We start from the raw sequence: 26,294 nt of genomic DNA, 5'->3' as shown, positions 1-26,294 counted from the left end.
AGGCTGATTGTCTATTTCCACCAATGGAGTGTTGCCATGACGTCTCCTTTTGATCAGACGCTTGCCGCTCTCGATGCCTTGCATGGGCAAGACCCAAGAAGTGTCGAGGTCGAGGGCGAATCGCTGCCCCGTGAGCTGTGGCATGCGCGGCGGATGAGTGCCTGGCTGTCGAGCCTGCGAGATTCGCCGGATGAGCTGTTGCAGCTGGCGGTGCGCGGTCAGCATCTTAAGCGCTGGCAGGTGCCGCGCGAGGATTACCCGGAGGGCCGGGTAGGGTATCTCACCTGGCGGCGCGATCAGGGCCGGCGGGCCGGCGAGATCACGGCGGAAAAGATGGAAGAGGCCGGTTATTCGCCCGAGCAGGCCGAACGTGTGGCACAAATGATCCGCAAGCAGGGCCTGGGGCGCGATGAGGGCACTCAGGCGGTGGAGGATTGCGCCTGCCTGGTGTTTCTGGAGAACTACTTCGCCGACTTCTCGAAGCAGATAGAACACGACCACCTGATCCGCATCGTGCAGAAGACCTGGAAGAAGATGTCGCCGGCGGCGCATGAACTGGCGCTTGAGCTGCCGATGACGCGGGAGGCGCGCGCCTTGGTAGAAGAGGCGCTGGCATAAGAATGCCGTGGCAGCTTGGCGCTTTAGAGGGAGGTGGCAGGTGACCCGGCGCAAATGGCCGGGCCAACCTTGTGAGGCTTGGTGAGGGGGCCTCACTCGACGATGGTGTTCAGTCGATCGGGGAAGTTGGTGAACATGCCATCGACGCCCCAGTCGAGAAGGCGCTGCATCTGCTCGGGGTCGTTGATGGTGTAGGGGTGCACCAGCAGGCCGTTTTGCTGGGCCTGTTCGACGAAGCTTGCGTCGATCACCTCCGCGCCGTCGTAGACGACGTTGGGGCCGATGCCCACGGCGTAGTCGGCGATGGCCTGGAAGTCGGCGTCGGTGATGTCCGCGGGGGCGGGGGTTACGCCGGTCCACTCGGTGAGGCCGTCGCCGTCTTCAGCGGGGGAGTACCACACCAGCTGGACCAGCGGGATATCCGCATTGAGCTTGTGGACCTGCTGCAGGCTGTCGCGGCTGAACGATTGGATGATCACTGAGCCGGAACTGACCAGGCCTTCTGCTTCAAGGGTCTCGACCAGGGCGCGCTGCAGTTCCGGGTAGCGTTCGGGCGACTTGGTCTCGATGTAGTAGCGCACATCACTGCCGTAGCGGTCGATCACGTCGTCCAGCGTCAGCAGTTGAGCGCCGGCATAGGCCTCGTCGGCGCGCTCGGGGTTGGCCTCGTTGAACCAAGCGCCGGCGTCCAGGGCCTTGAGCGCTTCAAGCGAGTGCTCCTTTACCTTGCCTTCGCCGTCGGTGGTGCGATCAAGCGTCTCGTCATGAATCACTATCAGACGACCGTCGGCACTCATGTGCAGATCCAGCTCGAGGTAGTCGGCGCCCATGTCACGCGCCTGCTCGTAGGCGGCCCAGGTGTGCTCCGGGGCATGACCGCTGGCGCCACGGTGGGCAATGATCTGAAAATTCTGCAGATCGGCTAGCTGCTGTTCGAGGGCATCGGCCTGAGCGGTGAACGGTGTGGCGCCGAGGGCGAGGAGGGCGGTGATAGAGAGTCGAGAGACGTTATTCATGAGGGCTCTTTTATTGAATATTCGGGCAATAACCTAGCGTTCCTTGGGCCCATTGGCAAAGGAGCGCTTCGTACTGCATCGGCCGTTTTTAAACGCAGGCGGCATTGACAGGAGGTGTGTGGGCGCCTAGATTGCAAATAACAATCATTATCATTTGTTGTGTCAATCGAGGAGCCCGTCATGCCTTACCAGATCGATACGCGTCTCAAGGGAGCCAACCCTAGCCTGCAAATTCGCGATGCCAGCTCTGGCGCTGTTCGCCTGGCTTGGGAGTACCCGCGTTGCGCGCCGCCTGAGGGCGAAGAAGTGGATGAAGAACTGATGGCACTCAAGCGGGAAGAAGCCATCCACGAACTGTTCCGGCGCCTTTTTATGCTGACGGCGGAACAGTACCTGAAGGGCGAGGCGAGCGAGGGCAAGGGCACGCCGATGTAAGCCGCTGGGTGCGCAGGCAGGAGGCGGGGTAAAGAGCCTGAGAGAGTGCCGCGCCGGGCGACCGGCGCGGCGAAAAGCGGCGGATCAGCTCTTGTGGGTGGCGTTATAGATGCGTTCGTCGAGTTCGCCCTCGCTCTTACCGACCAGTGTGGTGACCATCAGGTCGCCGGCCACGTTGACGCTGGTGCGGGCCATGTCGAGTATGCGGTCGATACCGGCGATCACCGCGATCGCTTCCAGCGGTAGGCCGATCTGGGCCATGACGATCGACAACATGACCAGCCCCGCACCGGGCACGCCGGCGGTGCCGATCGAGGCCAGGGTACCGGTGAGGATGATCATGCCGTAGTCGGTCATGCTCAGATCGACGCCCAGCAGCTGGGCGATGAACACGGCGACCACACCCTGGTAGATGGCCGTACCATCCATGTTGATGGTGGCGCCTACCGGCAGTACGAAACCGGCCACACCTTCCGAGACCCCCAGGTTCTTCTGGGCGCAGCGTAGCGAGACCGGCAGAGTGCCGGAGGAGGAGGCCGAGGAATAGGCCACCACCAGGGCGTCGAGGATGCCCTGCAGGTAGCGCAGTGGATTGAGGCGGCCGAGCAGGGCCAGCAGGCCGCTATAGACCACCAGTACGTGCACCACGCTGGCCAGATAGGCCACGCCGATTACCTTGGCCAGTGGCAGCAGCACGTCGAGCCCGTAGCTGCCCGAGACGTGGGCGATCAGGCCAAAGACGCCGAACGGTGCGAGGGCCATGACGAAGCTGGTCAGCTTGACCATCGCCTCGGCGAAGCTCTCAAAGACGCGAATGACCGGCTCGCCCTTGTCGCCGATCAGGGTCAGCGAGATGCCAAGGCCAATGGCGAAGACGATGATCTGCAGGATGTTGCCGCTGGCCAGGGCCTCGATGGGGTTCTGGGGAACCAGGCCGACCAGTATCTCGACCAGGCTGGGGGCCTCCTTGGCCTCCATGCCGGACTCGAAGTTCATCGTGAGGCCCACGCCGGGCTGGAAGATCAGCGAGGCCAGCAGGCCGATGGCGATGGCGAAAGCCGTAGTGATCAGGTAGAGCCCGATGGCGCGTACCCCGATGCGGCCCATCTTCTGCGGGTCGCGCATGGCGGTGATGCCGACCACCAGGGTGGAAAACACCAAGGGCACGATCAGCATCTTGATAGCGCTGATGAAGATGTCGCCGATCGGCTTGAAGATGCTGGCGTCCTCGCCGAGCAGGGCGCCGGCCAGGATGCCGAGCACCAGGCCGCCAAGGATCTTCTGCCAGAGGGGGATACGCTGCCAGATATTCTTGTCAGTTTCAGCCGCTTGATCCGACACGTCAGACTCCTTTCTGTTCTGTGGTTGCGCAGTGGTGTTTAACCATGTGAAGCCGCGATTCTACAGAAAGAAAGGGGGGCCTATTTGCTAAATGGCGATGGGGTTTTCTAAAAGCGCACGTGAGTGTCACCGCCATGGGCACTAGTGGGCACTACAGCACCTCCTCGAGCAGGTCGTTGAAGGCATCCCAGGAGTGCTGGTCGGCGCGGGCGTCGTAGCGTTCGCTGCCCAGTACGGTAAAGGCATGCGGGGCGCCGGAATAGACCTGAATCTCGTAGGTGGCGTTGGCGGCTTCAAGCTCTTGGGACAGGGAGGCGACCTGATCCATGTCGATCGAGGTGTCGGCGCCGCCGTGGGCGACCAGCAGGGGCGGCATGTCGGCGGAGTAGGACTGCCCTTCGGGCGTGGCGAGACCGCCATGGAAGGTGGCGTAGCCTTTTATATGCTCGGCGCTGCCGGCGCGAGCCAGCTCCAGCACCACGGCGCCGCCGAAGCAGTAGCCCATCACCACGGTGTCGCTATCGCCCAGCCGCTGCGACTGGGCGAGTGCTGCCAGGGTACGCTCGCGCATGGCTTGGCGGTCTTCATAGAGCTTGGCGGTCTCGGCTTTCTTGGCGGCGGTATCCACCGGGCGGTTGCCGGCGCCGTAAAGGTCGGCGGCAAAGGCATCGTAGCCCGCGGCGGCCAGCATGTCGGCGCGGCGCATTTCGTAGTCCGTCAGCCCATCCCAGTCATGAATGATCAACACGCTGCCCTTGGGTTCGCCCTGGGCGGCGGCGTGATAGCCCTGATAGGGCTGGCCGTCGATCTCGTAATCGACGGCTTGGCCGGCCAGTGCCGGGGCGGCGGTCAGGCTCAATAGCAGTGAACACAAGGCTTTCATGGCGAGTCTCCGAATCAGGCCAGTGGATTCACTGGCCTTGAGGTGGAATCAAGAGACAAGCATAGCCGGCCTTGGCTCTTAACGTCCGTGCACACAATCGGTGCAAGCAGGAGGTGACGTTACCCTGAGCGGTGAAGGTGAGCGCACTCAGTCATCGTCATCGTCATCCTCTTCGTCGGGTAGCCGGGGCTCGATGCAGCGCATCGTGTCGGGCAGGCGCACCATATCGCCAAGCGCGAGATTACGATATGACTGCTTGCGCTCGCCGGTGCGCGGACTGATCAGGGCGACCACTTCGCCGATGCTGGTGTCGTCGTTGACGTAGGCTTCGACCCGGACCCGAACACTGATGCCCTGGTAGTGAGCGTTGATGATACTGCCGGGGTGTGGGTCGGTGTGTTCGCCCTCGGTGTTGGCGTAGAAGGCGAGCACGCTGTACTGGCCGGGATCATCCCACTCGACGTGTTTGTGCATCTTGGCTCTCCCTTATGGCAAAGATGGGGATAGAGAGGTTCTATATGACGAACGCTCTCCTTAGGTTAGTCATTTTTCCGTCTAACGAAAAAGCCCACCGCAAGCGGTGGGCTTTCTGATCATGGCGCCGGGGCGCCATGATATTCAAGAGCAAGCGTGCTCAAGGGCGAGCGAAAGGCTGGATCAGCCCTTCTTGGAGCGCTTGCGCTCGTTTTCCTTGAGGTGCTTCTTGCGCAGGCGGATGTGGTTCGGTGTGATCTCGACCAGCTCGTCGCTGTCGAGGAATTCGATGGCCTGCTCCAGGGTGAAGCGAATGGGCGGCGTCAGCACGAGGTTCTCGTCGTTGCCTGAGGCGCGCATGTTATCGAGCTTCTTGGCCTTGGTCGGGTTGACCACCATGTCGTCGGCACGATTGTTGATGCCGATCAGCATGCCTTCGTAGACCTCGGTGCCGTGCTCAACGATCAGCTTGCCGCGATCCTGCAGGGCGAAGAGGGCATAGGCCAGGGCCTTGCCGGGCACCATGGAGACCAGTACGCCGTTACGACGCTCGATGGAGGCATCGGGCTTGAGTTCGCCGTAGTGATCGAAGCGGCTGGTGAGGATGCCGGTGCCGGAGGTCAGGGTCAGGAATTGACCGCGGAAGCCGATCAGGCCACGCGCCGGGATGATGAAGTCCAGACGAACACGACCCTTGCCGTCCGGGTTCATGTTGGTCATCTCGCCCTTGCGATAGCCGAGCTCTTCCATGATGGAGCCCTGATGCTCCTCTTCACAGTCGATGATGACTTCCTCGTACGGCTCCTGCTTGACGCCGTCGATCTCGCGGATGATGACCTCGGGGCGACCCACGGCCAGCTCGAAGCCTTCACGACGCATGCTTTCGATCAGCACGGAAAGGTGCAGTTCGCCGCGGCCGGAGACCTTGAATCTCTCAGGCGTTTCGCCCTGTTCGACGCGCAGTGCCACGTTGTGGATCAGTTCCTGCTCGAGGCGATCCTTGATGTTGCGGCTGGTAACGTACTTGCCGTCACGGCCGGCCATCGGCGAGTCGTTGACCTGGAAGGTCATGGACACGGTCGGCTCGTCGACGGACAGCTTCGGCAGCGCTTCGACGTTGGCCGGATCACAGATGGTGTCGGAGATCGCCAGGGCGTCGATACCGGTGATGCAGACAATGTCGCCGGCAGTGGCCTTATCGGTCTGCACACGCTCGAGGCCCATGTGGGTCATCACCTGGCCGATCTTGCCCTTGCGGGTGTTGCCTTCCTTGGTAATGACGCTGATCTGCTGGCCGGGGCTGATGGCACCGCGCTTGATGCGACCAAGACCGATAACGCCGACGTAGCTGTTGTAGTCCAGTGCGGAGATCTGCATCTGCAGCGGACCATCGAGTTCGACCTTGGGCGGCTCGACGATGTCGACGATGGCGCGGAACATCGGCGTCATGTCGTCGGCAAGGGCTTCCGGCTCTTCACCGGCGACGCCGTTCAGGGCCGAGCAGTAGATGATCGGGAAGTCGAGCTGTTCGTCGCTGGCGCCGAGATTGTCGAACAGATCGAAGATCTGGTCGATGACCCAATCCGGGCGTGCGCCCGGGCGGTCGACCTTGTTGACCACGACGATCGGCTTGAGGCCCTGATCGAAGGCTTTCTGGGTCACGAAACGTGTCTGGGGCATCGGGCCATCGACCGCATCGACCATCAGCAGCACGGAATCCACCATCGACATCACGCGCTCGACCTCGCCACCGAAGTCGGCGTGTCCCGGCGTGTCGACGATGTTGATGTGATAGTCCTTGTCGTCCTTGGTGTCGTGCCAAAGAATCGCGGTGTTCTTGGCCAGGATGGTGATGCCGCGTTCCTTCTCCTGGTCGTTGGAGTCCATGATCCGCTCTTGCCCTTCGGCCTTGCGGTCGAGGGTGCCGGACTGGCTGAGGAGCTTGTCGACCAGGGTAGTCTTACCATGGTCAACGTGGGCGATGATGGCGATGTTGCGAAGATTCTCGATCACGACGGGATCCTGCTGCGAAAATTGGGCGACATTATAGTATCCGGGCCGGTGCCCCTACCAGCGCTGCGCGCGAATTCTCGCCGCAGACAGCGCTGAATCACTGACACTCGGTCTGTTCTGGTCAGTAGTGAGGTCGTGCGACGCTCTCAAATCAGGTCGTCGGCACAGGCACAAGGTGTGAGCCAAACGGCCTTAATGAGCGTGCGTGCCAGTCAGAACTCGACGGTGACGCGTGGATACTCACTCGTTGACGCAACGGCACTATGGAGTGATGCCGAGGGTCTGTCATGCCACGAGGCGTTGTCGATGCCGCGGGATTATAGCGGGACTTCCATGATGCGCGCATGACAGGCGCGCAAACGTTCCACCAGGTCCTCGTGGGCGTTTGTGTCGAGGCCGGCGTCAAATCCTCCGATGCGCTCGAACCACTGGCGGGCGACGCACAGGGTACCGGGTGGTGTCGCGATATTCCACAGCCGGCGCAGGGTTGTCATCAATACAGGGGAATGGGGCTGGAAGACCACGGCATCCCACTGCTGATGCTCGAACAGGTCATCGACCTTGCCGAGCCAGCTGCTGTGTTGTCGACCGAGAGGGGAAATGAAAATCAGGATGTCGGCAGAGGTAAGACGGGCGACGGCATTGCTACGGGCGCCGACGGTGCCATGATTGGAGACGGTGAAGCGTCCACCGAAGCGTCTGCTCAGGGTGGTCAGGCGTGCGGTTTCTTCGCCGCCGATGACCTGAATATCGACCCGCGAGGGATGCCTTTTCACGGCTTCGCTGAGCGTCGCCAAGCAGCGTGGCAGCTGGGCGCCCATGAGCCGTGTATCAATAATGATGCTGTAGGCATTCATCTGCGGTGACGCTCCTGCGTGGACGGGGCAACCGGCCCGAAAGGCCGTGTCGCGGAGCAGGGTGTCACCGGCTCCAGGCATTCCATTCCATGAAGGCGCCAGACAGCACTATCATGTGTAATAAAGTGTAGCTTTGAGTTTCGCTAAGTAGCAATGCCATCTTTAGCTTATATGGAAGGCCTCGGAAGGGGACTCTGGCTCAGCCAAACTGGTGGGACGGCTAAGCGTGTTTCTCAATGCCATCGCTTTGCTGCATTTTGGTGCACAAGGTGCGGATAGCGAATCATGATGGTGCAGTATAAAGGCCTCCGAGGGTGACACATGGTGAAGATAGAGAATGTCGCTCTGAGTTATCTGCCAGGCCATAAGAAAAAAAACATGCCAAACAGAGGGTTATTTCAATGCGCAGGCATGATGCGCCATTTTGGCACGTCCCCTGCATTGCTCATGACAGTGACATCTCTGCAGTGACATGATGCTTTTCATGTCCTGAACTGGCAGCCATGGGCCTTGGGTCTGTGGCATGGTACAAACGAATCGGCCTCCATTCGCTACACGATGGGGCCGAAGCACGTAATAACCTTGCCGGGCACGCACGCCAATCATTAGAGCCATTGCTCAATCCTCTGGAGGACACCATGTCTGAGAAGACCCTCGCACTGATCGAAGAACATGACATCAAGTGGGTAGACCTGCGCTTTACCGACACCATCGGCAAGGAACAGCACGTCACTATTCCGGCGAACTCCGTGGACGAGGAGTTCTTCGAGAACGGTCAGATGTTCGATGGTTCTTCCATCTCCGGCTGGAAGGGCATCAACGAGTCCGACATGATCCTGCGCCCGGAAGACGGCAGCGCCTATCTGGACCCGTTCACCGAAGACGTCACCCTGGTGCTGCGCTGCGACATCATCGAGCCGGCCACCATGCAGGGTTATGAGCGTGATCCGCGCTCCATCGCCAAGCGCGCAGAGGCCTTCCTGCAGTCCACTGGCCTGGGTGATACCGCTTTCTTCGGTCCGGAGCCTGAGTTCTTCATCTTCGACGAAGTACACTGGAAGTCCGACATCCAGGGCTCCATGTACAAGATCACCTCCGAGGAAGGCGCCTGGGCCACTGACAGCGCTGTCGAAGGCGGCAACATGGGCCACCGTCCGCGGGTCAAGGGCGGCTACTTCCCGGTTCCGCCGGTGGACAGCTTCCACGACATGCGTGGCGCGATGTGTAACACCCTGGAAGCCATCGGCCAGAGCGTCGAGGTACACCACCACGAGGTGTCCAACGCTGGCCAGAACGAGATCGGGGTCAAGTTCAACACCTTGGTCAAGAAAGCCGACGAAGTGCAGTCCATGAAGTATGTGATCCACAACGTGGCTCACGCCTATGGCAAGACGGCTACCTTCATGCCCAAGCCGCTGGTCGGTGACAACGGTTCCGGCATGCACGTTCACCAGTCCTTCTGGAAAGATGGCGTCAACCAGTTTGCCGGTGACGAGTACGCGGGCCTGTCCGAGATGGCGCTTTATTACATCGGTGGCATCATCAAGCACGCCCGTGCCCTGAATGCCTTCACCAACGCTTCTACTAACTCTTACAAGCGTCTGGTGCCGGGCTTCGAGGCGCCGGTGATGCTGGCCTACTCGGCCCGTAACCGTTCCGCTTCTATCCGCATTCCGTACACCGCAAGCCCCAAGGGCAAGCGTGTCGAGACCCGTTTCCCGGACCCGACCGCCAACCCGTACCTGTGCTTCGCGGCGATGCTGATGGCCGGTATCGACGGCATCAAGAACAAGATTCATCCGGGCGATGCCATGGACAAGAATCTTTATGACCTGCCGCCGGAAGAAGGCAAGGCCATTCCCACCGTCGCCGAGAGCCTGGACCAGGCACTGGAAGCACTGGATGCCGATCGTAGCTTCCTGACCGAAGGTGGTGTTTTCACCGATGACATGATTGATGCCTACATCGAGCTCAAGGAAGAAGACGTCGAGCGTCTTCGCATGGCGACGCACCCGCTCGAGTTCGACATGTACTACAGCTGCTAACACAGCAGTTTATGGCCAAACGCCGGCGTAACGTCGGTGTATTGGTGAAGCACCAAAAAAGGGGACCGCTCATGCGGTCCCCTTTTTTTGGTTACACTCGGCGTAGCCATTTGCCATTAGCCTGCCGTCGACAGGGTCAGCTCCCGGGAGAACAAAAGGATGCTAGTCGAAAGGATAGTCGCTCAGCCCGCCGCGTCAGCTTTCAGGCCGGGTAGCTCGATAGTGGTGTCGTTGTTACTCGCGCTGATGCCTCTTGCCGCCGGGGCCGAGACGGTATATCGCCACGTCGATGAGCAGGGCAACGTCAGCTACTCTGATCGTCCTCAGCGCGGCGAGGCGGTGACGCTCTCGCCGCTGACCGTGGTGCCGGCGCCTCCCCAAGCGCCTTCGCCCTCAGCAAGCAATGGCATGAGCAATGCCCAACGCAGTGGCAGCACTCAGTCCGCTGCGTCTCCCTTCCTGCCCTATACCACCTTTCGTATCGCGTCTCCCAAGCAAGAACAGACGCTGCCGACGGGCTATGCCGGTAATGTCCAGGTCGAGTTATCAATAGAGCCCGAACTGCGAGACGATCATCAGGTGCGCCTGCTGGTCGATGGACAGATCAGCCAGTCTGCGCTGCACTCGACGGCGTTCATGGTCATTGGCCTGGAGCGTGGTGAGCACCAGCTGGTGGCCGAGCTGTTGGATGCCGATGGCCAGGTACGCCATCGCAGTGAGCCGGTGACGCTCTTCGTGCAGCGCGCAAGCGTCAACCTGCCCCGCAATCCTAACAGCGCTGCCGGCTCTTCTCCCTGACCCTCGCCGCTCGACATAATGGGGTGTACTGCCCTTCGTCATGCACTAAAGTGGTGCGCTCACCTGATCACGACGTTCCCTTATGCCCAGAACAGCGCCCCTTTTAAGGCTGGCGTGGTTCTTGCACAGCAATAGGGAATGCTGACCGAGCGAAGTGCACCATGTATCAACGTCTGCTGGAGCATCTGAGTGCTGCCGTTCTGTTGTTGGACGGCGATCTACGGGTGCGCTGGATGAATCCCGCCGCGGAGGCGCTGCTGGCCGTCAGCCTCAAGCGTGTGCGGGGCACTTGCCTTGAGCCCCTGGAAGGCATCGAGGGCGCCATTGCCGAGGTATTGTGCAAGGCCCGTGATGAGCTGCATCCCTTCACTCAGCGTGAGGCGGTGCTGACCAATGGCAGCGGTGAGGTGATAACGGCCGATTTCACGGTGACCCCGCTGTCAAAAGAGGAGCTGTTGCTCGAGGTCGAGCCTCGCGACCGCCTGATGCGCATCTCCCGCGAGGAAGCGCTGATTGCTCGTCAGCAGACCATCAAGACGTTGACGCGTGGCCTGGCTCATGAGGTCAAGAATCCGCTCGGCGGGATCCGCGGTGCGGCACAGTTGCTGGAACGCGACCTGCCGGATCCTTCGCTCAAGGAGTTCACCCGCATCATTGTCGAAGAGGCGGACCGGTTGCGTGACCTGGTCGACCGCATGCTTGGCCCCAATCAGCCCGTCCATGACGCCCTTTTCAATATCCATAAGGTGCTTGAACGAGTGCGCTCGCTGATCGTCGCCGAACACCCGGATGTGGAACTGGTGCGTGACTATGACCCTAGCCTGCCGGAGTTTCAGGGCGACGAGTCGCGGATGATTCAGGCGGTCCTCAACATCGCGCGCAACGCGGTTGAGGCCATGGATGATGCCCATGCCACGACCCCCAGGCTGACCCTTCGCACCCGCGCCCGACGCCAGTTCACCCTGGGGACCGAGCGCCATCGTCTGGTCTGTGAAGTGGCGATTATCGACAACGGCCCGGGGATTCCCGAGTCGCTTCGTGAGACGCTTTTTTTCCCGATGGTCTCCGGGCGCGCCGAGGGCAGCGGCCTGGGACTGTCGATCGCGCAATCGATCCTGCACAAGCATCAGGGGCTGATCGAATGCGATAGCGAGCCCGGTGCTACCGAATTCCGGTTGCTGGTGCCGCTGGAGCCGTCACCGGATCGCCAGGGTGACCGCTCATGATGGCCACTATCACGTCTCTTGCTGCTCACACGTCTCTTGTTGCTCACACTTCCCTTACGGCTCACGCCCTTATCCCGCTGGAGGCCTCATGACCGACCCCGCGCGTATCGTTATCGTCGACGACGACCGTGCCATCCGTTGGGTGCTGGAGCGCTCCCTGGCGCAGCCGGATCTTTCGGTCGAGAGCTTCGAGCGAGGTGATTCGGCGCTCGCCAGCCTGGAAACATCGCCTCCCGATGTGCTGATCACGGATATCCGCATGCCGGGGCTCGATGGCCTCGAGCTGATGGCGCGGGTCCGCGAGCTTTATCCGGACCTGCCGGTGATCGTGATGACCGCCCATTCGGATCTCGACAGTGCCGTGGCCTCTTATCAGGGCGGCGCCTTCGAGTACCTTCCCAAGCCCTTCGATGTCGATGAGGCACTGGCCCTCGTGCGGCGTGCCGTCGCCCATGCCCGCGAACGCCAGCGCCCCTTCGAGGCGCCTGAAGGCCTGGGGGCCGAAATCATCGGCGAAGCGCCGGCCATGCAGGAGGTGTTTCGCGCCATCGGTCGGCTCTCGCATTCGCATATCACCGTATTGATCAACGGCGAGTCCGGCACCGGCAAGGAGCGTGTCGCCCAGGCCTTGCACCAGCACAGCCCGCGGGCTGGCAAGCCGTTCATCGCCCTGAACATGGCCGCGATTCCCAAGGACCTGATGGAGTCCGAGCTATTCGGCCATGAGAAGGGCGCCTTTACCGGTGCCGCCGCCCAGCGCCGGGGTCGCTTCGAGCAGGCCGACGGCGGGACCCTGTTTCTCGATGAAATCGGCGACATGCCACCGGATACCCAGACCCGGCTGCTGCGCGTGCTGGCCGACGGTGAGTTCTATCGGGTCGGCGGCCACGTTTCGGTGAAGGCGGACGTGCGGATCATTGCCGCTACCCACCAGAACCTCGAGACCCTGGTCAGCGATGGACGCTTCCGCGAAGACCTGTTCCATCGCCTCAATGTGATTCGCGTGCATCTGCCGACCCTTGCCGAACGCCGCGAAGATATCCCGCGCCTGACGCAGCATTTTCTTGCCGAGGCGGCCAAGGAACTGTCCGCCGAAGCCAAGGTGCTGACCCCGGAAGCCGAAAGCCATCTGGCGCGGCTGCCCTGGCCTGGCAATGTGCGCCAGCTGGAGAACACCTGTCGTTGGCTGACCGTGATGGCCTCCGGCCGCGAGGTGATGATCGACGACCTGCCGCCGGAGCTACGCTCGACCGAGGGCACTGAGGTGGCGGCCGGCGACTGGCGCAGCGCCTTTCGTGAGTGGGCCGATCGTGCCCTGGCGGCCGGCCAGACGCATCTGCTCGAGGAGGCGGTGCCGGACTTCGAGCGCATCCTCATTGAAACCGCGCTCAAGCATACCGGTGGGCGCAAGGGCGAGGCCGCCGAGCTACTCGGTTGGGGACGTAATACACTCACCCGAAAACTCAAGGTGCTGCTGCCGGCGCTCGCCGACGACTGAGTGCGTCATGCAATGGCGTCGGTAAGCGGGAGGTGCTGGCCGGTTGGCAAGGGGGGTGCCAGAATGGAGCCCCTGACCTGAGGAGGCGCCATGACGCTGATGCATTGGGAACACCTGCTGGACCCGCACCGGCTCAACGACAAGCCCCGCGCGCTACGTGAGGAGCTGGGCCGCAGCCCGTTTCACAAGGACCATGACCGGATCGTCTTCGCCGGCTCTTTCCGGCGTCTGGGGCGCAAGACCCAGGTGCATCCGCTGACCGATAATGACCATATCCATACCCGTCTGACGCATTCGATGGAGGTCGGCTGCGTGGGCAGAAGCCTGGGCATGATCGTCGGTGAGGGGCTGCGCGAGCGGCTGCCCGACTGGATCACTCCCGCGGACCTTGGCGTGATCGTGCAGGCGGCATGTCTGGGGCACGATATCGGCAACCCGCCCTTCGGACACGCCGGCGAGTATGCCATACGCGACTGGTTCAAACGCGCCGAGGCCGATGGCCTTGGTTATCTCGAGGAATTATCGCCGCTTCAGCGCCGCGACCTGCTGACCTATGAGGGCAACGCTCAGGGGTTTCGCATCGTCACCCAGATCGAATACAACCAGTTCAACGGCGGCATGCGCCTGACCGGGGCCACGCTTGGCACCCTGCTCAAGTATCCGTGGACGGTGGAACACGGCGGCACGGCTGGCAAGTTTGGCTGCTATCAGTCCGAGCGCGAGCAGCTTGCCGAAGTGGCACGCCGGCTCGGGCTCAAGCAGCGCGACGACTGGGCCTGGTGCCGCCATCCGCTGGCCTATCTGGTCGAGGCCGCCGACGACATCTGCTATGCGCTTCTGGATCTCGAGGATGGCCTGGAAATGGGCATCCTGCGCTTCGATGAAGTCGCCGATATCCTGATTCAGATCGCCGGCGGTGAGCCGGAGGACTACCACGCCATGACCGAGCAGGGCGTGTCCCAACGGCGCCGCATTGCCGTGCTGCGTGGCGCTGCCATGGAACGGGCGGTCAATGATGTCGGTGCGGTCTTCGTTCAGCATGAACAGGCGATGCTTGCCGGCACGCTCAACGATGACTTGCTGGAGCTCTGCCACCCGGACCTTGGCTGGGGGGTGAGCGCCGCCAAACAGCTGGCGCGCGAACGCATCTTCCAGAACGAGCGCAAGGCCAAGCTGGAGATCGGCGCCTACACGACCCTCGGCATCCTGCTCGAGGCCTTTATCGGCGCTGCCTACGAGCTGCATACCACCGGGCACTCGAGCTTCAAGCATCAGCGGGTGCTGGCGTTGATCGGCGAGAACACCCCGCGGGCATCCTGGAGCCTCTACGACAGTTACCGGCGGATGCTCGACTTTATTGGTGGCATGACCGATCACTATGCGGTCGATCTGGCACAGGAGATGGGCGGGCGCCTGAAGGGCGATTGATCCCCATGCACCCGCCGGCGGAGACGCCGCTCAGGCGGTAAGCTGAAGCGGTGGCTCGCCGTCCGGGTCGCCGTCGGGGTCCCGGTCGTCGCCAAGGCCTAGCATGCGCAGGATGGCGCGGCCGATGCGCTTGCTGCTGTCGGCGATGCCCTGGTTGCCGAATAGGCGGTTGAACTCGAACACATAGGGATGGCCGTCGACCATGGCGATGTCGAAGCCGGCATGGTCGATATCGAGTTCCCGGGCCAGGCGCAGCGCCAGTGCGATGGCTGCTTCGGGGATATCATCATGCTCGACACGGCCGCCCTGGCTGATGTTGGAGAGGTAACCCCCCAGTGGCGTGACCCGCCAGTAAGCGGTGAGCACTTCGCCGCCGACCACTACGATACGCAGGTCACGGTCGATCGGCAGTCGCTTTTGGGCATAGAGAACCGGTTCTTCCTCGATATGCGCGTCCAGCGCCTCGCGGCAGTCGATCAGGCTGATGCCCTCGCCCATCGAGCTCTTGATGCGCTTGGCGATAAAGGGATAGCCAAAGCGTTCTACTACCCGATCCAGCGAGGCACGCGAGGTGCCGAGAATCTCGGTCGGCGGCACATGTTCCGGGCAAATCGCCATGAAGGCACGGGTCTGTTCGACCTTGTTGTGCCCCAAGTGATAGCTGGCAAGGCTCGGGAAGATACGCGCCTTGAGCCCGTAGACCAGGGTGTGCACCTGCCAGTAGGCCGGGAACAATAGCCAGTCGGCCGCCTGGATTTCTTCGAGATGATCGTACATGCGCTCGGGCTTGATATAGCGTACGCCAGGGATGCCCAGGGTGCGAAAGACGTCGAACGTGATTATCTTCATTAGGGAATGTTCGTTAACTCCTGCGAAAGGCGCGGATTATTATCCGAGTTGTCAGGCTCTGGCAAGTGTTATTGATTCGCCCTGACAGGACGCTTGTGACGTTACTGACGCCGATCCCCCTTTTGCCCTTAAATCGCGCTACCTTCTTTGATTAAGGAGAGATCATGTCTCGCTTTCTGCGCTGGCCGATCAAGCGTGCGCTGACACGCTACGTGCTCGTCGATACGTTGTTCGTCTTGTGGCTTGGGTGTGTGATGAGTGGGGCGGCCGTTGCGCGGTCAGACACGGCAGCGGCCGAGTCTGCCAAGGGGGCCTCATTGGCCTTCCTTGCCACACACGCCGGTCCTGAGGACTTCGCTCATTACACCCTGGCGTTGACCTGGCATCCCGGTTTTTGCAGCACGCGTCGCCAGCCGCCCCGGGAATGTCGTGATGCGTCACTGGCGAAAGGCGCCGCGGATGGCTTCGTGCTGCATGGCCTTTGGCCCTCCCTACCGGCGCGCTTCGCTGCCGATGGCGTGAAGCGTGAGCAGTGGTGGCGGCAGGGTTGCTTCATCGAATCGCCGCGAGCCAGTGGCAGCTTCTGCCGTGCTCATCCCCCGTTTGATTTGTCAGATGCGCTTGAGCAATCCCTCGAGCGTGCCATGCCGGGTCGCGCGAGCTGTCTTGATCGTTATCAGTTCGCCAAGCATGCAGCCTGTCTGTCGCTGCCGGTTGATGACTATTTCGCCGCCGCCGTGGCACTGCGTGACACGGTGAACAGCAGTGCCTTCGGGGCTTTCGTCAATCATCATCGTGGTGGCGATGTCGGGCGTAATGCGCTGATTGCGGCCTTTGAGGCCGCCTTTGGCGAAGGCACGGGGCGGGCATTGCGGCTTGAGTGTGGCGGGCGGGGAAATCGGCGTCTCACCGAGATACGCATCGGCATCGCTACCGAGCATCTGGCGACCTTTCCCGCTGAGAAGAGTCTGGTGTCATTGGGACGCGGTAGATGTGCGACGCGGGTCCAGATACAGGCTGAAGGCACTTGATCCATTCTGCTGGTGGCCTTCCTCAAGGCGTATTCGTGCGGCGTGGCGAACCTGCGCCTGTGCCATCGAGGCGCTAGGTAAGGATGTCGGTCAGGAAGATGATGGTGACAAACCAGCCGCTACGGCAGGAAAGAACATGCGGATAGGTGCGCTGGACCACACGCCTGGGAAGACCGGGGGGCCGAGCTTCTGGTCTTTCCATCAGGCTCTTTTGATGCCTACGAGCACGCAGTGACTCGTAGAGTACCCAGCCGTGCAGCATGACGAAGACGACGGCGAAGTTGATGGCAAGCAGCTTCAGCGCTTGTAGCAGGTAGACATGCTGAAGAGCGAGCGCCTCATCCGTTATCAGCAGGATGCTCTGCCCGATCACCGCGCCCCACAAGCCCAGGGTGGCCGTGACCAGCAAGGCATCACGCAGACGGAAGACAAGGCCCCGGCGTCGGGGGTTACGAATGACGATGGGGTGCAGTTTACGAGTCACGGAACACCTCTCCTCGGTCAGGGCTTCGCCAGATGGCGGGCTGACCGCGACGTCGCCGCATTGCCTTGGGCACGGCTAATACGACCGTGGATAGGTTCAATAGCCAGTAGGCGAAGGGATACCAGATACACCAGAACAGGCAGTCGCGCATGCTGTTGTCATAGCGGCTGTCGATCAGGAAGCTCACGGCAAACTGGCAAAGGCACAGGATCAGCATCGGCCCTGCCGCCATCGCCAGCAGTGCACTCGGGAAGCCTTCTCCAGGAAGCACCAGGGCCTGGTGCATGAGCCAAAAAATCATCAGGCCCAGCAGGCTGTAGCACCAGGTCACACTCAGCAGATACTCAGCTAGCAGTGGCCAGAAACGGCGATTGCGCCAGGTGAAGGCAGATGTGGCATAGCGCAGGAAGGCCTCGGCGCCCCCCTGAGCCCAACGCAGCCGCTGACGGAAAAGGCCCCGCAGCGTTTCGGGCATCAGCACCCAGCACAGCGCATGAGGCTCGTAGCGGACCTGCCAGCCGTTGAGCTGTAGCTTCCAACTGATGTCGATGTCTTCGGTGATCATGTCGGTGCTCCAGCCGCCGACATCTTCGACGGCACGTCGCCGGAACGCGCAGATGACGCCCGAGATGGTGAACACCATGCCGTAGATGCGCTGGGCGCGCTTGATCAAGCCAATGATCGAGGAGAATTCGCCGGTCTGTATCTTGCCGATGGCGGTGGAGCGCGTGCGTACGCGAGGGTTGCCGGTGACGGCACCGACCCGATCGCCGGCGATGAAGTGCGCCACCATCCAGCCCACGGCATCGTAGTCGAGTACGGCATCGCCATCGATGCCGACAATGATGTCGCCGCTGGCCTGTGAAAGGCCATGATTCATGGCGCTGGCCTTGCCCTGGTTAGCCTGATGCAGGACCCTGAGGCGCCTGTGGCGACTGGCGAGGGCATCCAGCCGAGCCCCTGTGTCATCCTGGCTACCATCGTTGATGGCAACGATCTCCAGGTTGCGATAGTTCTGACGCAGCAGGTGAGCAAGCGTCTCTGAGATGTTGGCGCCCTCATTGAAGCAGGGCACCAGGACACTGACGCGAGGACCGCGGCGGGTCAGCAGCTCGCGGGGCGGTGCGGGCTGTCTGATCTCCCAATGGAAGTAGTAGTAGAGGCCGCCACTGATCCAGACGGTCGCCATCAGGCACGGATAGACAATCGTGAAGAGGGTCAGTAGCTCCATGGGGGACAGGTTCATTTGCCATCTCCCAGATGATCGGCCAGCGAAAACTCACGCCGTAGCGTCGACGCTGGTGGATGATCGTTGAGGAAATCGTCGGGATAATAGCCATAGTGCTTGATGCCCGCCCGCCGCAAGATCTGCATCCAGCGGGCGAGCGTGCTGCCGGCTACCGGTGTCTGATAGCGCCAGTCGCGAGCTTGAAGTTCGAAGACCAGGCGCTCGGTAGGCACCCGCGCCAGTGCCGTGTGTGCCAGTTCTTCAAGCCATGCCTCGGCGTCCTCGGCTTGTTCCATATAGGGCATGGCCATGACCGCAGTGAAGTCATAGGCGGCAGCAATGGCCTCGAGATCCTGCGCGAACCAAGCCTCACTCTCGGGGTTGAGCACGACAGGTGCATAGATGTTGCGTGATGTCCTGAATTCCCGGTTGTCTTCGTGACGGTAATGATTGGCCGCTTCTGTGAGCTCATGGGTCAGATCGATCAAGAAGTCGGTCTTGAGCTGTGACCAGCGCCCAAGCTGGGCATCGTCTTCGCGCCAGTCCGCGATATCGCCCTCAAGGCCCCACTGCTGTCGATACCAGGCCATCGCGGCGGGGCTGCTGTCCTCGAAGTCGTTGAGGGTGGCGTCGTCGTGGAACAGCAGTCCGTCGAACTTGGTCATGCGTCCCAGGTCCTCGTAGATCTCCCGAAGGATCTGGCGGTTGGCGGGCACGAAGGGGGATAGACGCCGGTAGGCCTCCGGATTGGGGCCTGCCAGACGGGAATCGCTCACATAGCGCCCCGACTCACCCAGATCGAAGGCCATGACCGGCATCCAGGCGTAGACAGCCACGTTGGCGCGCTTCTTGAGTTGCCAGGCGACGCGGTTGAAGAGGTCGGCCTGCATGGACATGTGGCGGTTGGGGAAGTACAGCGCCTCGGCTACCCCATCACCATTGCCGTCGGCGAAGGCCTGCAGGTAGACGGTGCTGACATGCAGGGAACTGATCCGTTCGATCAGGACGTCGAGGTTCTGGTTCTGCTGAGCAAGGTCCGGGTCATAAATGTAATCCAGGTCGACATGCACGATGCGTTGATCGGTACGAGACCAGGTGCGGTTACTCAGCATTTCTTCCAGGGTTTCAAGCGTCGTTTCCTGATCGACCAGAAAACGCCCCATGTCGCGGGTGCCTTCCTCAAGCCGATTTACATGTGACCACAGACTGAAGGTATGTGGCATGCCGGCTTGTGAGGAAAGCGTCAGGGCTGCCCGGTTGTAGCCGCCATAGGGCCAGACCATGATCCGCGGCGGGGTGCCGAGCTCTTCCTTCAGGCGTTCGCTGGAGCGCTTGAGGTCAGCGCCTACCCGCGCCAGATACTCAGCTTCGCTCTCGTAACTGCTGGCCGACCAGATGCTGGTCGTCGCGGCCGGTTGCTCATTGCCGAAGGGATTGCCGATGGCGCCGTAGTGCAGGTCATCAGTGTGAGAGGCTACCTCCACCAGCGGTGAGCGTTGCAGCTCGCGCAACTGATCCCAGGACATGAATCGCTCACGTGGTACTCGATCGTCACCGTAAGGCACTTGGCGTGTCGCGGGGATATCCAGCCAGCCGGTCACAACGGCCGTGATGGCGGGAAAGTTATAGAGCTGAAGCAAGGGATAGACGATATCGTGGAAACTGCGATAACCGTCGTCGAAGCTAAGCAGTATGGCCTTGTCCGGCAGCGGCCGGCGGCCGGCTCTAGCATCCAGAATCGCCTGGAAACTGACCGGCTGGTAGCCCAGCTCCACCATCAGATTGAAATGCTGAATCAAGCGGTTACGCGTGATGGTCTGAGGGTAGATCTTGAGGTTCGGGGTGGCATCCAGGTCCACGACATCGTGATAGCTGATGACGCTGAAGCTACCGGGCGCTCGAGACGCCTGAGCCCCTGTGGCCATGCTCAGCAGGATGGCGAATGTGAGGCAGGTGAGGAGTCCGTGGAAGGTACGCAGGGGGCTCATAAGAACCTCCACTCGAGGCCAGCCGTCACGCGATTGGTGTACTCGGGCGAACCATCGTAGACATTCTTCATGCGGATGACGCCATAGCGGAACCGCAGGACAGGGGCGAACAGCCATTCATGCCCGTAACCGATAAGCCAGGTAGCATCGCTGCCGAAGGTGTCTTGCCAGTAGCTTCCGGCCCCGATTTGCAGGCTCTGTAGGAAGGCTTGCCGATAGCCCAGGGGCGTTTGATGGCTGACGGTCAGTTGGGCATTACCGCTGGCATCTTTGCGCGGGTTGAAGTAGCTCGCCTCGATGTCGTCATTGCGCGACCCCGCCATTGACAGGCTGCCGTCCAGTTGCCAGGCGTCATAGTCATAAAGCGTTTCGCGCCAGCCGGCACTGAGCGCTTGGCGCAGGTTGCCGTCTTCCAGGTCCATTAGGCCCAGCGACAGGCTCCCCTCCCCGGCTTCATCGCGGCGGTAGCTTGCCTCGAGTTGGTAGAGGTCGGCGTAGATGTCGTCACGCAGTGCCCGCAGCGGTGTCTCGGCAGCATTGATGGCGATGCGCATCCCCGCCGTCCATTGATCATTGAAGGCATAGTCGAGTTGCCCCCATGCCAGGGCATTGTCGTTGAGTTGAGCACCCTCGCCGATGGCCAGCGTCAGGGTGGCCGGGTAAAGGTTGAATTCATAACCGGCATTGGTATAGGCCGCGTAAAGGCCATCGCCCTCATACTCTCCATACAGGCCAATGCGCTCGGCGAAAAAGCGTGATCCAGCTGCATTGCGTGGCGCTTCCAGGCGCGTCTTGTAGGCCCAGTCACGAGAGCTTTGCAAGCCACTGCCTTGGGCATCGGATTGCTCGGCGTCGACGATCACTCCGCCGGCGCGTAGTTCGCGGTAATCTCGGGTCAGGCCTTCGAGTCCGACGCTGGGTGGGTCTTCGGCTTGATGCGCTTTGATGGTGACAACGGTATCCCGCCACTGAGAGCGTTCGAGTCGTGCGCTCAGAATGCCATAGCGTGCAAAGAGTCCTTCGCTGGGTGAGCTAAGGCCCAGGGCGCGCTGATAGTTCGCTTCCGCCTCGCGCGGCCAGCCTCGCCAGCTGGCGATATCTCCCCTCAGCCGCCAGAGGCTTGCGTTGCCTGGGGCACGGTCAATCAGTGCGTCGACCTGCTCCATGGCACTCTCCAGGTCGCCTCGCCAGGCGGTGAGCAGGACGTCAAGCTGCTGAACGCGGTCATAGTTGGGATTAGGGATGCGCTGGGTGCCTGTAAAGTTCCAGCGAGTGGGTTCTTCCTGACGCGCCCAGCCGTCGAGCACCCGCTCGGCGCGCGCGAAGTTCTGGGCATCGGAGTAGGCATAGACCAGGGATTCGAACAGCGGATCTTCGGGGTCTTTCGCCATGTCGGGGTGGGTCAATACTAGGTCCTGATAGCTCACGGCAGCGGCTTCCGGGCGACCGAGACCCAAGAGCGCATCGGCCCTGGCCTTTTTCACATAGGCGGGCAGCTGTCCGTGGCGAGAGGCGAGGTCTGTCGACAGTGCCTCGGCCTCCTCGAATCGACGCAGCAGGACCAGTGCGGCGACCTTGTCGTACTCGGCGCGTCGCACCAGGCTTGGGTCCGCGCCGTCGGTGCCGATGATTCGGCTGAGATTGGCAAGCCCCGCCTCGGCACGGTGAATCTCGCTGGTGTTTTTCGCCAAGCGCAGGTCGGCGGCGGCGGCATAGTAATCCAGCCAGAGTCGATCGGTGCCGGTGAAGGCGTCGGGATAACGCTCGAGCAGTCGTGATGCCGCTCGGGTGGCGCCAAGCGTCAGCGACAGGCGATACAGCGCCTGTACTTCCGCTTCATTGCGGGGTTGCTGTTCGACCAGCAGTTGACGGTTCTGAATCTCGGAAAGTGAGTCATCACTGCGCGCGGCCATATAAGCGCGCGCTTCCAGCCAGTCGTCGGTACGGCCAAAGCGCTCCTCGTAGCGGGAGAGTGCCATGCTGGCCGAGGAATAGAAGCCCTGATCGATACTCGTCAGTGCCAGGCCTAGCCAGCCTTGGCTTTGATCAGGGTCGCGTAGCAGCAGCGTCTGATAGAAGGCGAGCGCCTGCGGGAGGTCGCTCTGACGACGGGCGGCGCCACCGAGCGCTTCAAGACTCACCGCCGAATAATCATCGAGTGAGCAGTTAGTACAGGTGTCCAGTGCCGCCTGATCTCGCCCTGCGCGAAGGCGCAGAGCAATCAGGTCGTCTCTTACCTTGGCATCGTCGGTCGCTTCATAGAGTGCGCTCAGGCCGTTTATCGCCCGGTCAAGTTCGCCTTCACGCGCCATGACCACCCAGGCTTCACGCCGGGCATCAACGTCGCTTGTTGCTGCCGAAGCCAAAGGTGCCAGCCCGGCGCAATACAGGCACAGGGATACCCATATCACCTTCTTCATGACCCATTCCTCTGCGTTAACGAAAACGAGGCAGGCGTCACCGAGCCTGCCATCGGGATGCGCTGCTCTCTGAAGTTGCCTGATAGTTATTTTTTGTAATGCAACGTTCTTTATGTGTTACAGATTAGAGGGGTTGTAAGCGTAATGCCTAGCTGACTTTTGCTAATCCAAGGTAGGCTTTTTCTAAGGTTGGCGGGCTGGTGAAAGGCTTAGATGGTTGGTGCGAGAGGTGCTGACGAAGATCAGCGCGCAGGATGTGGGTTGGGCATAGAGGCCCGCACCAGCGACGGCGGAGACGTGAGGAAGAGACGACATCGAGGAGCGTTTGGGAAGCGCTGCTGAAAAGCGTTATTGGCAAGCGTCATTGGCAAGCGCTATAGAGAGGGGCCTGCGATATGTGCTGGCAGTAGGTGGGTGCCACGGCGCATTAGCGCCTGGTTGATATGCTCATGAAGCTCATCAGGTAGCGGCGCGAGCCGGGTCTGCGTGATTAAATCGGCGAGTCGGTCGCCGTCGACCACCTGGATGTCTACAGGAGCCTCTCGGCTTTCTATGTTCCAGCCGGGTAGGGCGAGAATACCGACCACAGGCACCTCGGTGCCGCATTCACGGCTCAGCCATTGGTGTAGCCAGGTCGTTGCCTGGCGGGTCTTGAGCAATGGTTTGCGCTCGCTCCAGCCGGGAAAACGTAACCGATTAGGTTCTACGGCTACCTGTGATTGCGGCACACCACGTGCATCCAATGGCTGAATTCGTGCGCGGGTTTCGATCACGAACACTCCGTGGGGCGTGACCGCTACGTGATCGATGGTGTAGGTATCGGCAGGGATGTCGTGGAAGATGAAAAACGGGTGGGTCTCGGGACGCACCAGGCGTTGCAGCTCCTGCCCCACGGCCAGTTCACAGGCAAGCCCCAGCTTGAGGCGCCGAATACGCTGGAAGTCACGGATCAGGCGCAGGCAGCAGATCAGCACCAGCGCTGTGCTGAGCCCCCCGTAGAGTGACCATTCTAGCCAGTTCTGGCTGTCGGCAAAGAGCATTCGCCCCATGCCATAGACCATCGGCGCGAGCACCACGATCGGGCCTAGAGCGCCATCCAGGAACAGGCCCGCGAAGGCGTTGTCGAGCCGGTCGCGAAGTGCCTGGCCGGGGCCGCGCAGAGGATGGGCGTCGAAAGGGGAGCTCACACGCGCGTCGTGCAGGTTGCGCAGCGCCACCACGATGACCGCCATGGCCGCCAGCGGGAATAGGAAAATCAGGGGTAGCAGGTATTCCAGCCAGGCCATCACGGCCTCCTTGCCCGAAGGGATACGAGGGATTCATTCTAGAGGGCCGCGGAAGTCGAGGCCACGCCCAAGATGCATAGAGGCGACAGCGCTTCCTAGCAATCTGATTGCCGCCACCAAGAGTAGAGAGGCCATGCATCCGTCATCTATCTCACGTGTTGATATCGATCACTCTATCGTTGATGACGTCGATGTTGCCGCTCTCGTCGCCTTTGTACGTGCTCATCCGCGGCTCGTCGTGCTGACCGGCGCCGGGGTCAGTACCGAAAGCGGCATTCCCGATTACCGAGATGCCGCCGGCGACTGGAAGCGCCCGCCGCCCATGCAGCACCAGCACTTCATGCAAAGCCATGCCTCTCGCCAGCGTTACTGGGCCCGGGCGCTGGTTGGCTTCAAAGCACTTAGCGAGGCGCGTCCGGGGCCGGCACATCTTGCCCTTGCCCGGCTTGAGGCGTTGGGCCATGTGCATACCTTGATTACCCAGAATGTCGATGGCCTGCACCAGCGTGCCGGCAATCGACGTGTCATCGATCTGCATGGCCGGGCGGAGCTTGTTCGTTGCATGAGTTGCCAGGCACTGCGCATGCGCCACGATCTGCATGCCGAACTCGAAGCCCGTAATCCTGACTGGCTTGAGCTTGACGCCGTGGCCGGCCCCGATGGCGATGCCGAACTCGAGGTCGACTTCTCGGATTTCCGGGTGCCGCCGTGCGGCCGTTGCGGGCAGGGCGTGCTCAAGCCGGACGTAGTGTTCTTCGGTGACAGCGTGCCGACGGCCCGGGTCGAGGCGGCGCTTGCTGCCGTGAGTGACGCCGATGCGCTGCTGGTCGTTGGCTCGTCGCTGATGGTCTATTCGGGCTACCGTTTCGCCCGGGTCGCGGCCAAGGGCGGCACGCCTATCGCCTGTCTCAACCTTGGCCGTACGCGGGCAGATGAGCTGTTTGCCCTCAAGCTCGAACAGCCGATCGGCACCACGCTTACCTCGCTGGTCGCGGCTTTGAAGTAGCGACAGCCAGGGCGTCGCTTAACCGCCGGCCAGCTTGACCTTGTACCCCTTGGCTTCCAGTGCGTCCTTCAAGGCCTCTCGTTGATCGCCCTGAATCTCGATCACTCCGTCCTTGACCGCGCCGCCGGTGCCGCAACGCTTCTTGAGCGCCTTGGCCAGGGTCTTTAGCTCGGTTTCGGGTAGCGGTACCCCGTCGATGAGCGTCACGCCCTTGCCCTTGCGACCGCTCGTCTCGCGGCGGATGCGCACGATGCCATCCAAGGCAGCGAGACGCTCGCGTTCTGCCACTGCCTGACACTCGCAGTCGTTGATCGGCTGGCGGCAGTCGGGGCAGGTCTCGCCGTGCTCAGTGGAATAGACGAGGCCGCGCAGTTGATCGTTCAGGGAAGCCATGTCGCGCTCCTGGCGCTGAAAAATTTACAACATCATGATAACCCAGTCGGTGGCGAAGCGCCGAGAGTGATGCCCTGGCAAACCTATCCGCGACGCACGCTTTCACCGCCACTTGTCCACAATGCATCGCGCGATAAGAGGTGTGGACAAGTCGGTGTGCAAAGCGTCGGTCAGAGACTGGCGACGGCCTCATGAGCCAGGTGGGCGATCACGGTGGGCAGCTGATGCATGTTGCTGATCTGGATCGCCCCCTCCGGCGTGGTCTCGACATCCGGGAAGCGGTTCAGATGAATCACTTGCATGCCGGCGGCCAGTGCCGCCTTGACGCCGACGGTCGAGTCGTCGATGGCAACGCATTCACGGGCTTCATACCCCATCAGGGTCGCGGCATGCAGGTAAAGGCAGGGGTCCGGCTTCCAGCACTGTGCGGTATAGCCGCTAAACAGGCGGTCACCGAAATAGTCACTCAGGCCAGAGGTCGATAGGCCGGTGCGAATCTTGACCTCGGGGCCATTGGAGACCACTGCCCGAGGGTAGCCGGCCAGTGCATCCAGTGCTTCGCGAACACCGGGCAATGGCGTTACCTCGCTGGCCAGTCGTTCGGACAAGCGAGAGCGCATGGTGGCCTCCCCGCGGCGTAGAGCGTCGGGGTCGACCGTGCCATGACGGCGCTGCAATTCGGTGACGATGTTGATGAAGCGGGCGCCGCGAAACTCGGCCATGTAGTCACTGGGGGTGAAGGGTAACCCCAATGCTGACAGGCTGGCCGACATTTCGGCAGCCAATAGGGGTTCGCTGTCGACTAGGGTGCCGTCACAGTCGAAAAGCAGGCATCGCGGAATTGTCATCGCCGATCCTCTGAGGCAAGACAGGGAAACATCAAACCAACCTTACCGTTATCGGCACGCTTCGCCGGATATTGAGTGCTGTGGTGTTGGATCATACCGCCAGTGTAGTCAATTTTGGAACAGTGTTCT

The 26,294-nt window shown here is 61.5% G+C and carries 23 protein-coding genes; 9 read left to right on the top strand and 14 right to left on the bottom strand.

Annotated elements, in window-relative coordinates; genetic code table 11:
• The first annotated feature begins 36 nt into the window (after positions 1-36).
• Entirely contained in the window at positions 37-618 is a 582-nt protein-coding gene (locus ETC27_RS14260) for a DUF4202 domain-containing protein (RefSeq protein ID WP_136255682.1), read from the top strand.
• A 92-nt stretch (positions 619-710) separates the two neighbouring features.
• Here ETC27_RS14260 and ETC27_RS14255 read toward each other — a convergent pair whose 3' ends face one another.
• The gene (locus tag ETC27_RS14255) at positions 711-1,634 is read right to left on the bottom strand and encodes a glycerophosphodiester phosphodiesterase (protein WP_136255681.1); all 924 of its coding nucleotides are present in this window, start codon (positions 1,632-1,634) and stop codon (positions 711-713) included.
• 180 nt (positions 1,635-1,814) lie between these two features.
• On the opposite strand from ETC27_RS14255, the gene ETC27_RS14250 reads away from it, so the two are divergent.
• On the top strand, positions 1,815-2,069 hold the full coding sequence (locus ETC27_RS14250; protein ID WP_136255680.1) for a hypothetical protein: 255 nt from the start codon (positions 1,815-1,817) through the stop codon (positions 2,067-2,069).
• 84 nt (positions 2,070-2,153) lie between these two features.
• On the opposite strand, the gene ETC27_RS14245 is transcribed toward ETC27_RS14250, so the two are convergent.
• The 5 genes from ETC27_RS14245 to ETC27_RS14225 form a co-directional block, all read right to left on the bottom strand.
• Positions 2,154-3,410 (bottom strand): dicarboxylate/amino acid:cation symporter, encoded by a 1,257-nt coding sequence (locus tag ETC27_RS14245; protein WP_136255679.1) that lies wholly within the window; start codon positions 3,408-3,410, stop codon positions 2,154-2,156.
• A 151-nt stretch (positions 3,411-3,561) separates the two neighbouring features.
• A complete protein-coding gene (locus tag ETC27_RS14240; RefSeq protein WP_136255678.1) occupies positions 3,562-4,293 on the bottom strand; it encodes a dienelactone hydrolase family protein in 732 nt (243 codons plus the stop codon).
• A gap of 147 nt (positions 4,294-4,440) precedes the next feature.
• Positions 4,441-4,767, bottom strand: a complete 327-nt coding sequence (locus ETC27_RS14235) for a hypothetical protein (RefSeq protein ID WP_136255677.1) — start codon at positions 4,765-4,767, stop codon at positions 4,441-4,443.
• A 183-nt stretch (positions 4,768-4,950) separates the two neighbouring features.
• Entirely contained in the window at positions 4,951-6,780 is a 1,830-nt protein-coding gene (gene typA, locus ETC27_RS14230; protein WP_136255676.1) for a translational GTPase TypA, read from the bottom strand.
• A gap of 317 nt (positions 6,781-7,097) precedes the next feature.
• On the bottom strand, positions 7,098-7,637 hold the full coding sequence (locus ETC27_RS14225) for a glycosyltransferase family 2 protein (RefSeq protein WP_136255675.1): 540 nt from the start codon (positions 7,635-7,637) through the stop codon (positions 7,098-7,100).
• A gap of 638 nt (positions 7,638-8,275) precedes the next feature.
• Between ETC27_RS14225 and glnA the strand changes: the two genes are divergently transcribed.
• From glnA to ETC27_RS14200, 5 genes are all read left to right on the top strand, one after another.
• Complete coding sequence (glnA, locus tag ETC27_RS14220) at positions 8,276-9,682, top strand: glutamate--ammonia ligase (protein ID WP_136255674.1); 1,407 nt, start codon at positions 8,276-8,278, stop codon at positions 9,680-9,682.
• Positions 9,683-9,841: 159 nt separating this feature from the next.
• Positions 9,842-10,480 (top strand): DUF4124 domain-containing protein, encoded by a 639-nt coding sequence (locus ETC27_RS14215; protein WP_136255673.1) that lies wholly within the window; start codon positions 9,842-9,844, stop codon positions 10,478-10,480.
• 161 nt (positions 10,481-10,641) lie between these two features.
• Positions 10,642-11,706 carry a nitrogen regulation protein NR(II) gene (gene glnL / locus ETC27_RS14210; protein ID WP_136255672.1) on the top strand — a complete coding sequence of 355 codons (1,065 nt, stop codon included), beginning with the start codon at positions 10,642-10,644 and terminating at the stop codon, positions 11,704-11,706.
• An 88-nt stretch (positions 11,707-11,794) separates the two neighbouring features.
• On the top strand, positions 11,795-13,204 hold the full coding sequence (gene glnG, locus ETC27_RS14205) for a nitrogen regulation protein NR(I) (RefSeq protein WP_136255671.1): 1,410 nt from the start codon (positions 11,795-11,797) through the stop codon (positions 13,202-13,204).
• A gap of 90 nt (positions 13,205-13,294) precedes the next feature.
• Positions 13,295-14,632 carry a deoxyguanosinetriphosphate triphosphohydrolase gene (locus ETC27_RS14200; protein WP_136255670.1) on the top strand — a complete coding sequence of 446 codons (1,338 nt, stop codon included), beginning with the start codon at positions 13,295-13,297 and terminating at the stop codon, positions 14,630-14,632.
• Positions 14,633-14,662: 30 nt separating this feature from the next.
• Here ETC27_RS14200 and ETC27_RS14195 read toward each other — a convergent pair whose 3' ends face one another.
• Entirely contained in the window at positions 14,663-15,481 is an 819-nt protein-coding gene (locus ETC27_RS14195; RefSeq protein WP_136255669.1) for an ATP-grasp domain-containing protein, read from the bottom strand.
• 164 nt (positions 15,482-15,645) lie between these two features.
• On the opposite strand from ETC27_RS14195, the gene ETC27_RS14190 reads away from it, so the two are divergent.
• A complete protein-coding gene (locus tag ETC27_RS14190; protein WP_240724926.1) occupies positions 15,646-16,512 on the top strand; it encodes a ribonuclease T2 family protein in 867 nt (288 codons plus the stop codon).
• A 73-nt stretch (positions 16,513-16,585) separates the two neighbouring features.
• Here the strand turns inward: ETC27_RS14190 and ETC27_RS14185 are convergent, their stop codons facing one another.
• The 5 genes from ETC27_RS14185 to ETC27_RS14165 form a co-directional block, all read right to left on the bottom strand.
• Positions 16,586-16,996 (bottom strand): hypothetical protein, encoded by a 411-nt coding sequence (locus tag ETC27_RS14185; RefSeq protein WP_136255668.1) that lies wholly within the window; start codon positions 16,994-16,996, stop codon positions 16,586-16,588.
• Positions 16,986-18,242 (bottom strand): poly-beta-1,6-N-acetyl-D-glucosamine synthase, encoded by a 1,257-nt coding sequence (gene pgaC / locus ETC27_RS14180; RefSeq protein ID WP_136255667.1) that lies wholly within the window; start codon positions 18,240-18,242, stop codon positions 16,986-16,988. The genes ETC27_RS14185 and pgaC overlap by 11 nt, the downstream gene beginning before the upstream one ends.
• Positions 18,239-20,212 carry a poly-beta-1,6-N-acetyl-D-glucosamine N-deacetylase PgaB gene (gene pgaB, locus ETC27_RS14175; RefSeq protein WP_240724925.1) on the bottom strand — a complete coding sequence of 658 codons (1,974 nt, stop codon included), beginning with the start codon at positions 20,210-20,212 and terminating at the stop codon, positions 18,239-18,241. The genes pgaC and pgaB overlap by 4 nt, the downstream gene beginning before the upstream one ends.
• Entirely contained in the window at positions 20,209-22,632 is a 2,424-nt protein-coding gene (gene pgaA, locus ETC27_RS14170) for a poly-beta-1,6 N-acetyl-D-glucosamine export porin PgaA (protein ID WP_136255666.1), read from the bottom strand. Before pgaA ends, pgaB begins: the two co-directional genes overlap by 4 nt.
• Before the next feature lie 374 nt (positions 22,633-23,006).
• Positions 23,007-23,918 (bottom strand): nuclease-related domain-containing protein, encoded by a 912-nt coding sequence (locus tag ETC27_RS14165; RefSeq protein WP_136255665.1) that lies wholly within the window; start codon positions 23,916-23,918, stop codon positions 23,007-23,009.
• A gap of 133 nt (positions 23,919-24,051) precedes the next feature.
• Between ETC27_RS14165 and ETC27_RS14160 the strand changes: the two genes are divergently transcribed.
• On the top strand, positions 24,052-24,924 hold the full coding sequence (locus tag ETC27_RS14160; RefSeq protein ID WP_136255664.1) for an NAD-dependent protein deacetylase: 873 nt from the start codon (positions 24,052-24,054) through the stop codon (positions 24,922-24,924).
• An 18-nt stretch (positions 24,925-24,942) separates the two neighbouring features.
• On the opposite strand, the gene ETC27_RS14155 is transcribed toward ETC27_RS14160, so the two are convergent.
• The gene (locus tag ETC27_RS14155) at positions 24,943-25,317 is read right to left on the bottom strand and encodes a translation initiation factor Sui1 (protein WP_136255663.1); all 375 of its coding nucleotides are present in this window, start codon (positions 25,315-25,317) and stop codon (positions 24,943-24,945) included.
• A 170-nt stretch (positions 25,318-25,487) separates the two neighbouring features.
• Entirely contained in the window at positions 25,488-26,165 is a 678-nt protein-coding gene (locus ETC27_RS14150) for an HAD family hydrolase (protein ID WP_136255662.1), read from the bottom strand.
• Positions 26,166-26,294 lie beyond the last annotated feature (129 nt).

It is taken from the genome of Onishia niordana (assembly GCF_004798965.1).
GTDB lineage: Bacteria > Pseudomonadota > Gammaproteobacteria > Pseudomonadales > Halomonadaceae > Onishia > Onishia niordana.
The sequence above is the reverse complement of the archived record's forward strand: the minus strand, read 5'-3'. Positions and strand labels throughout refer to the sequence as shown.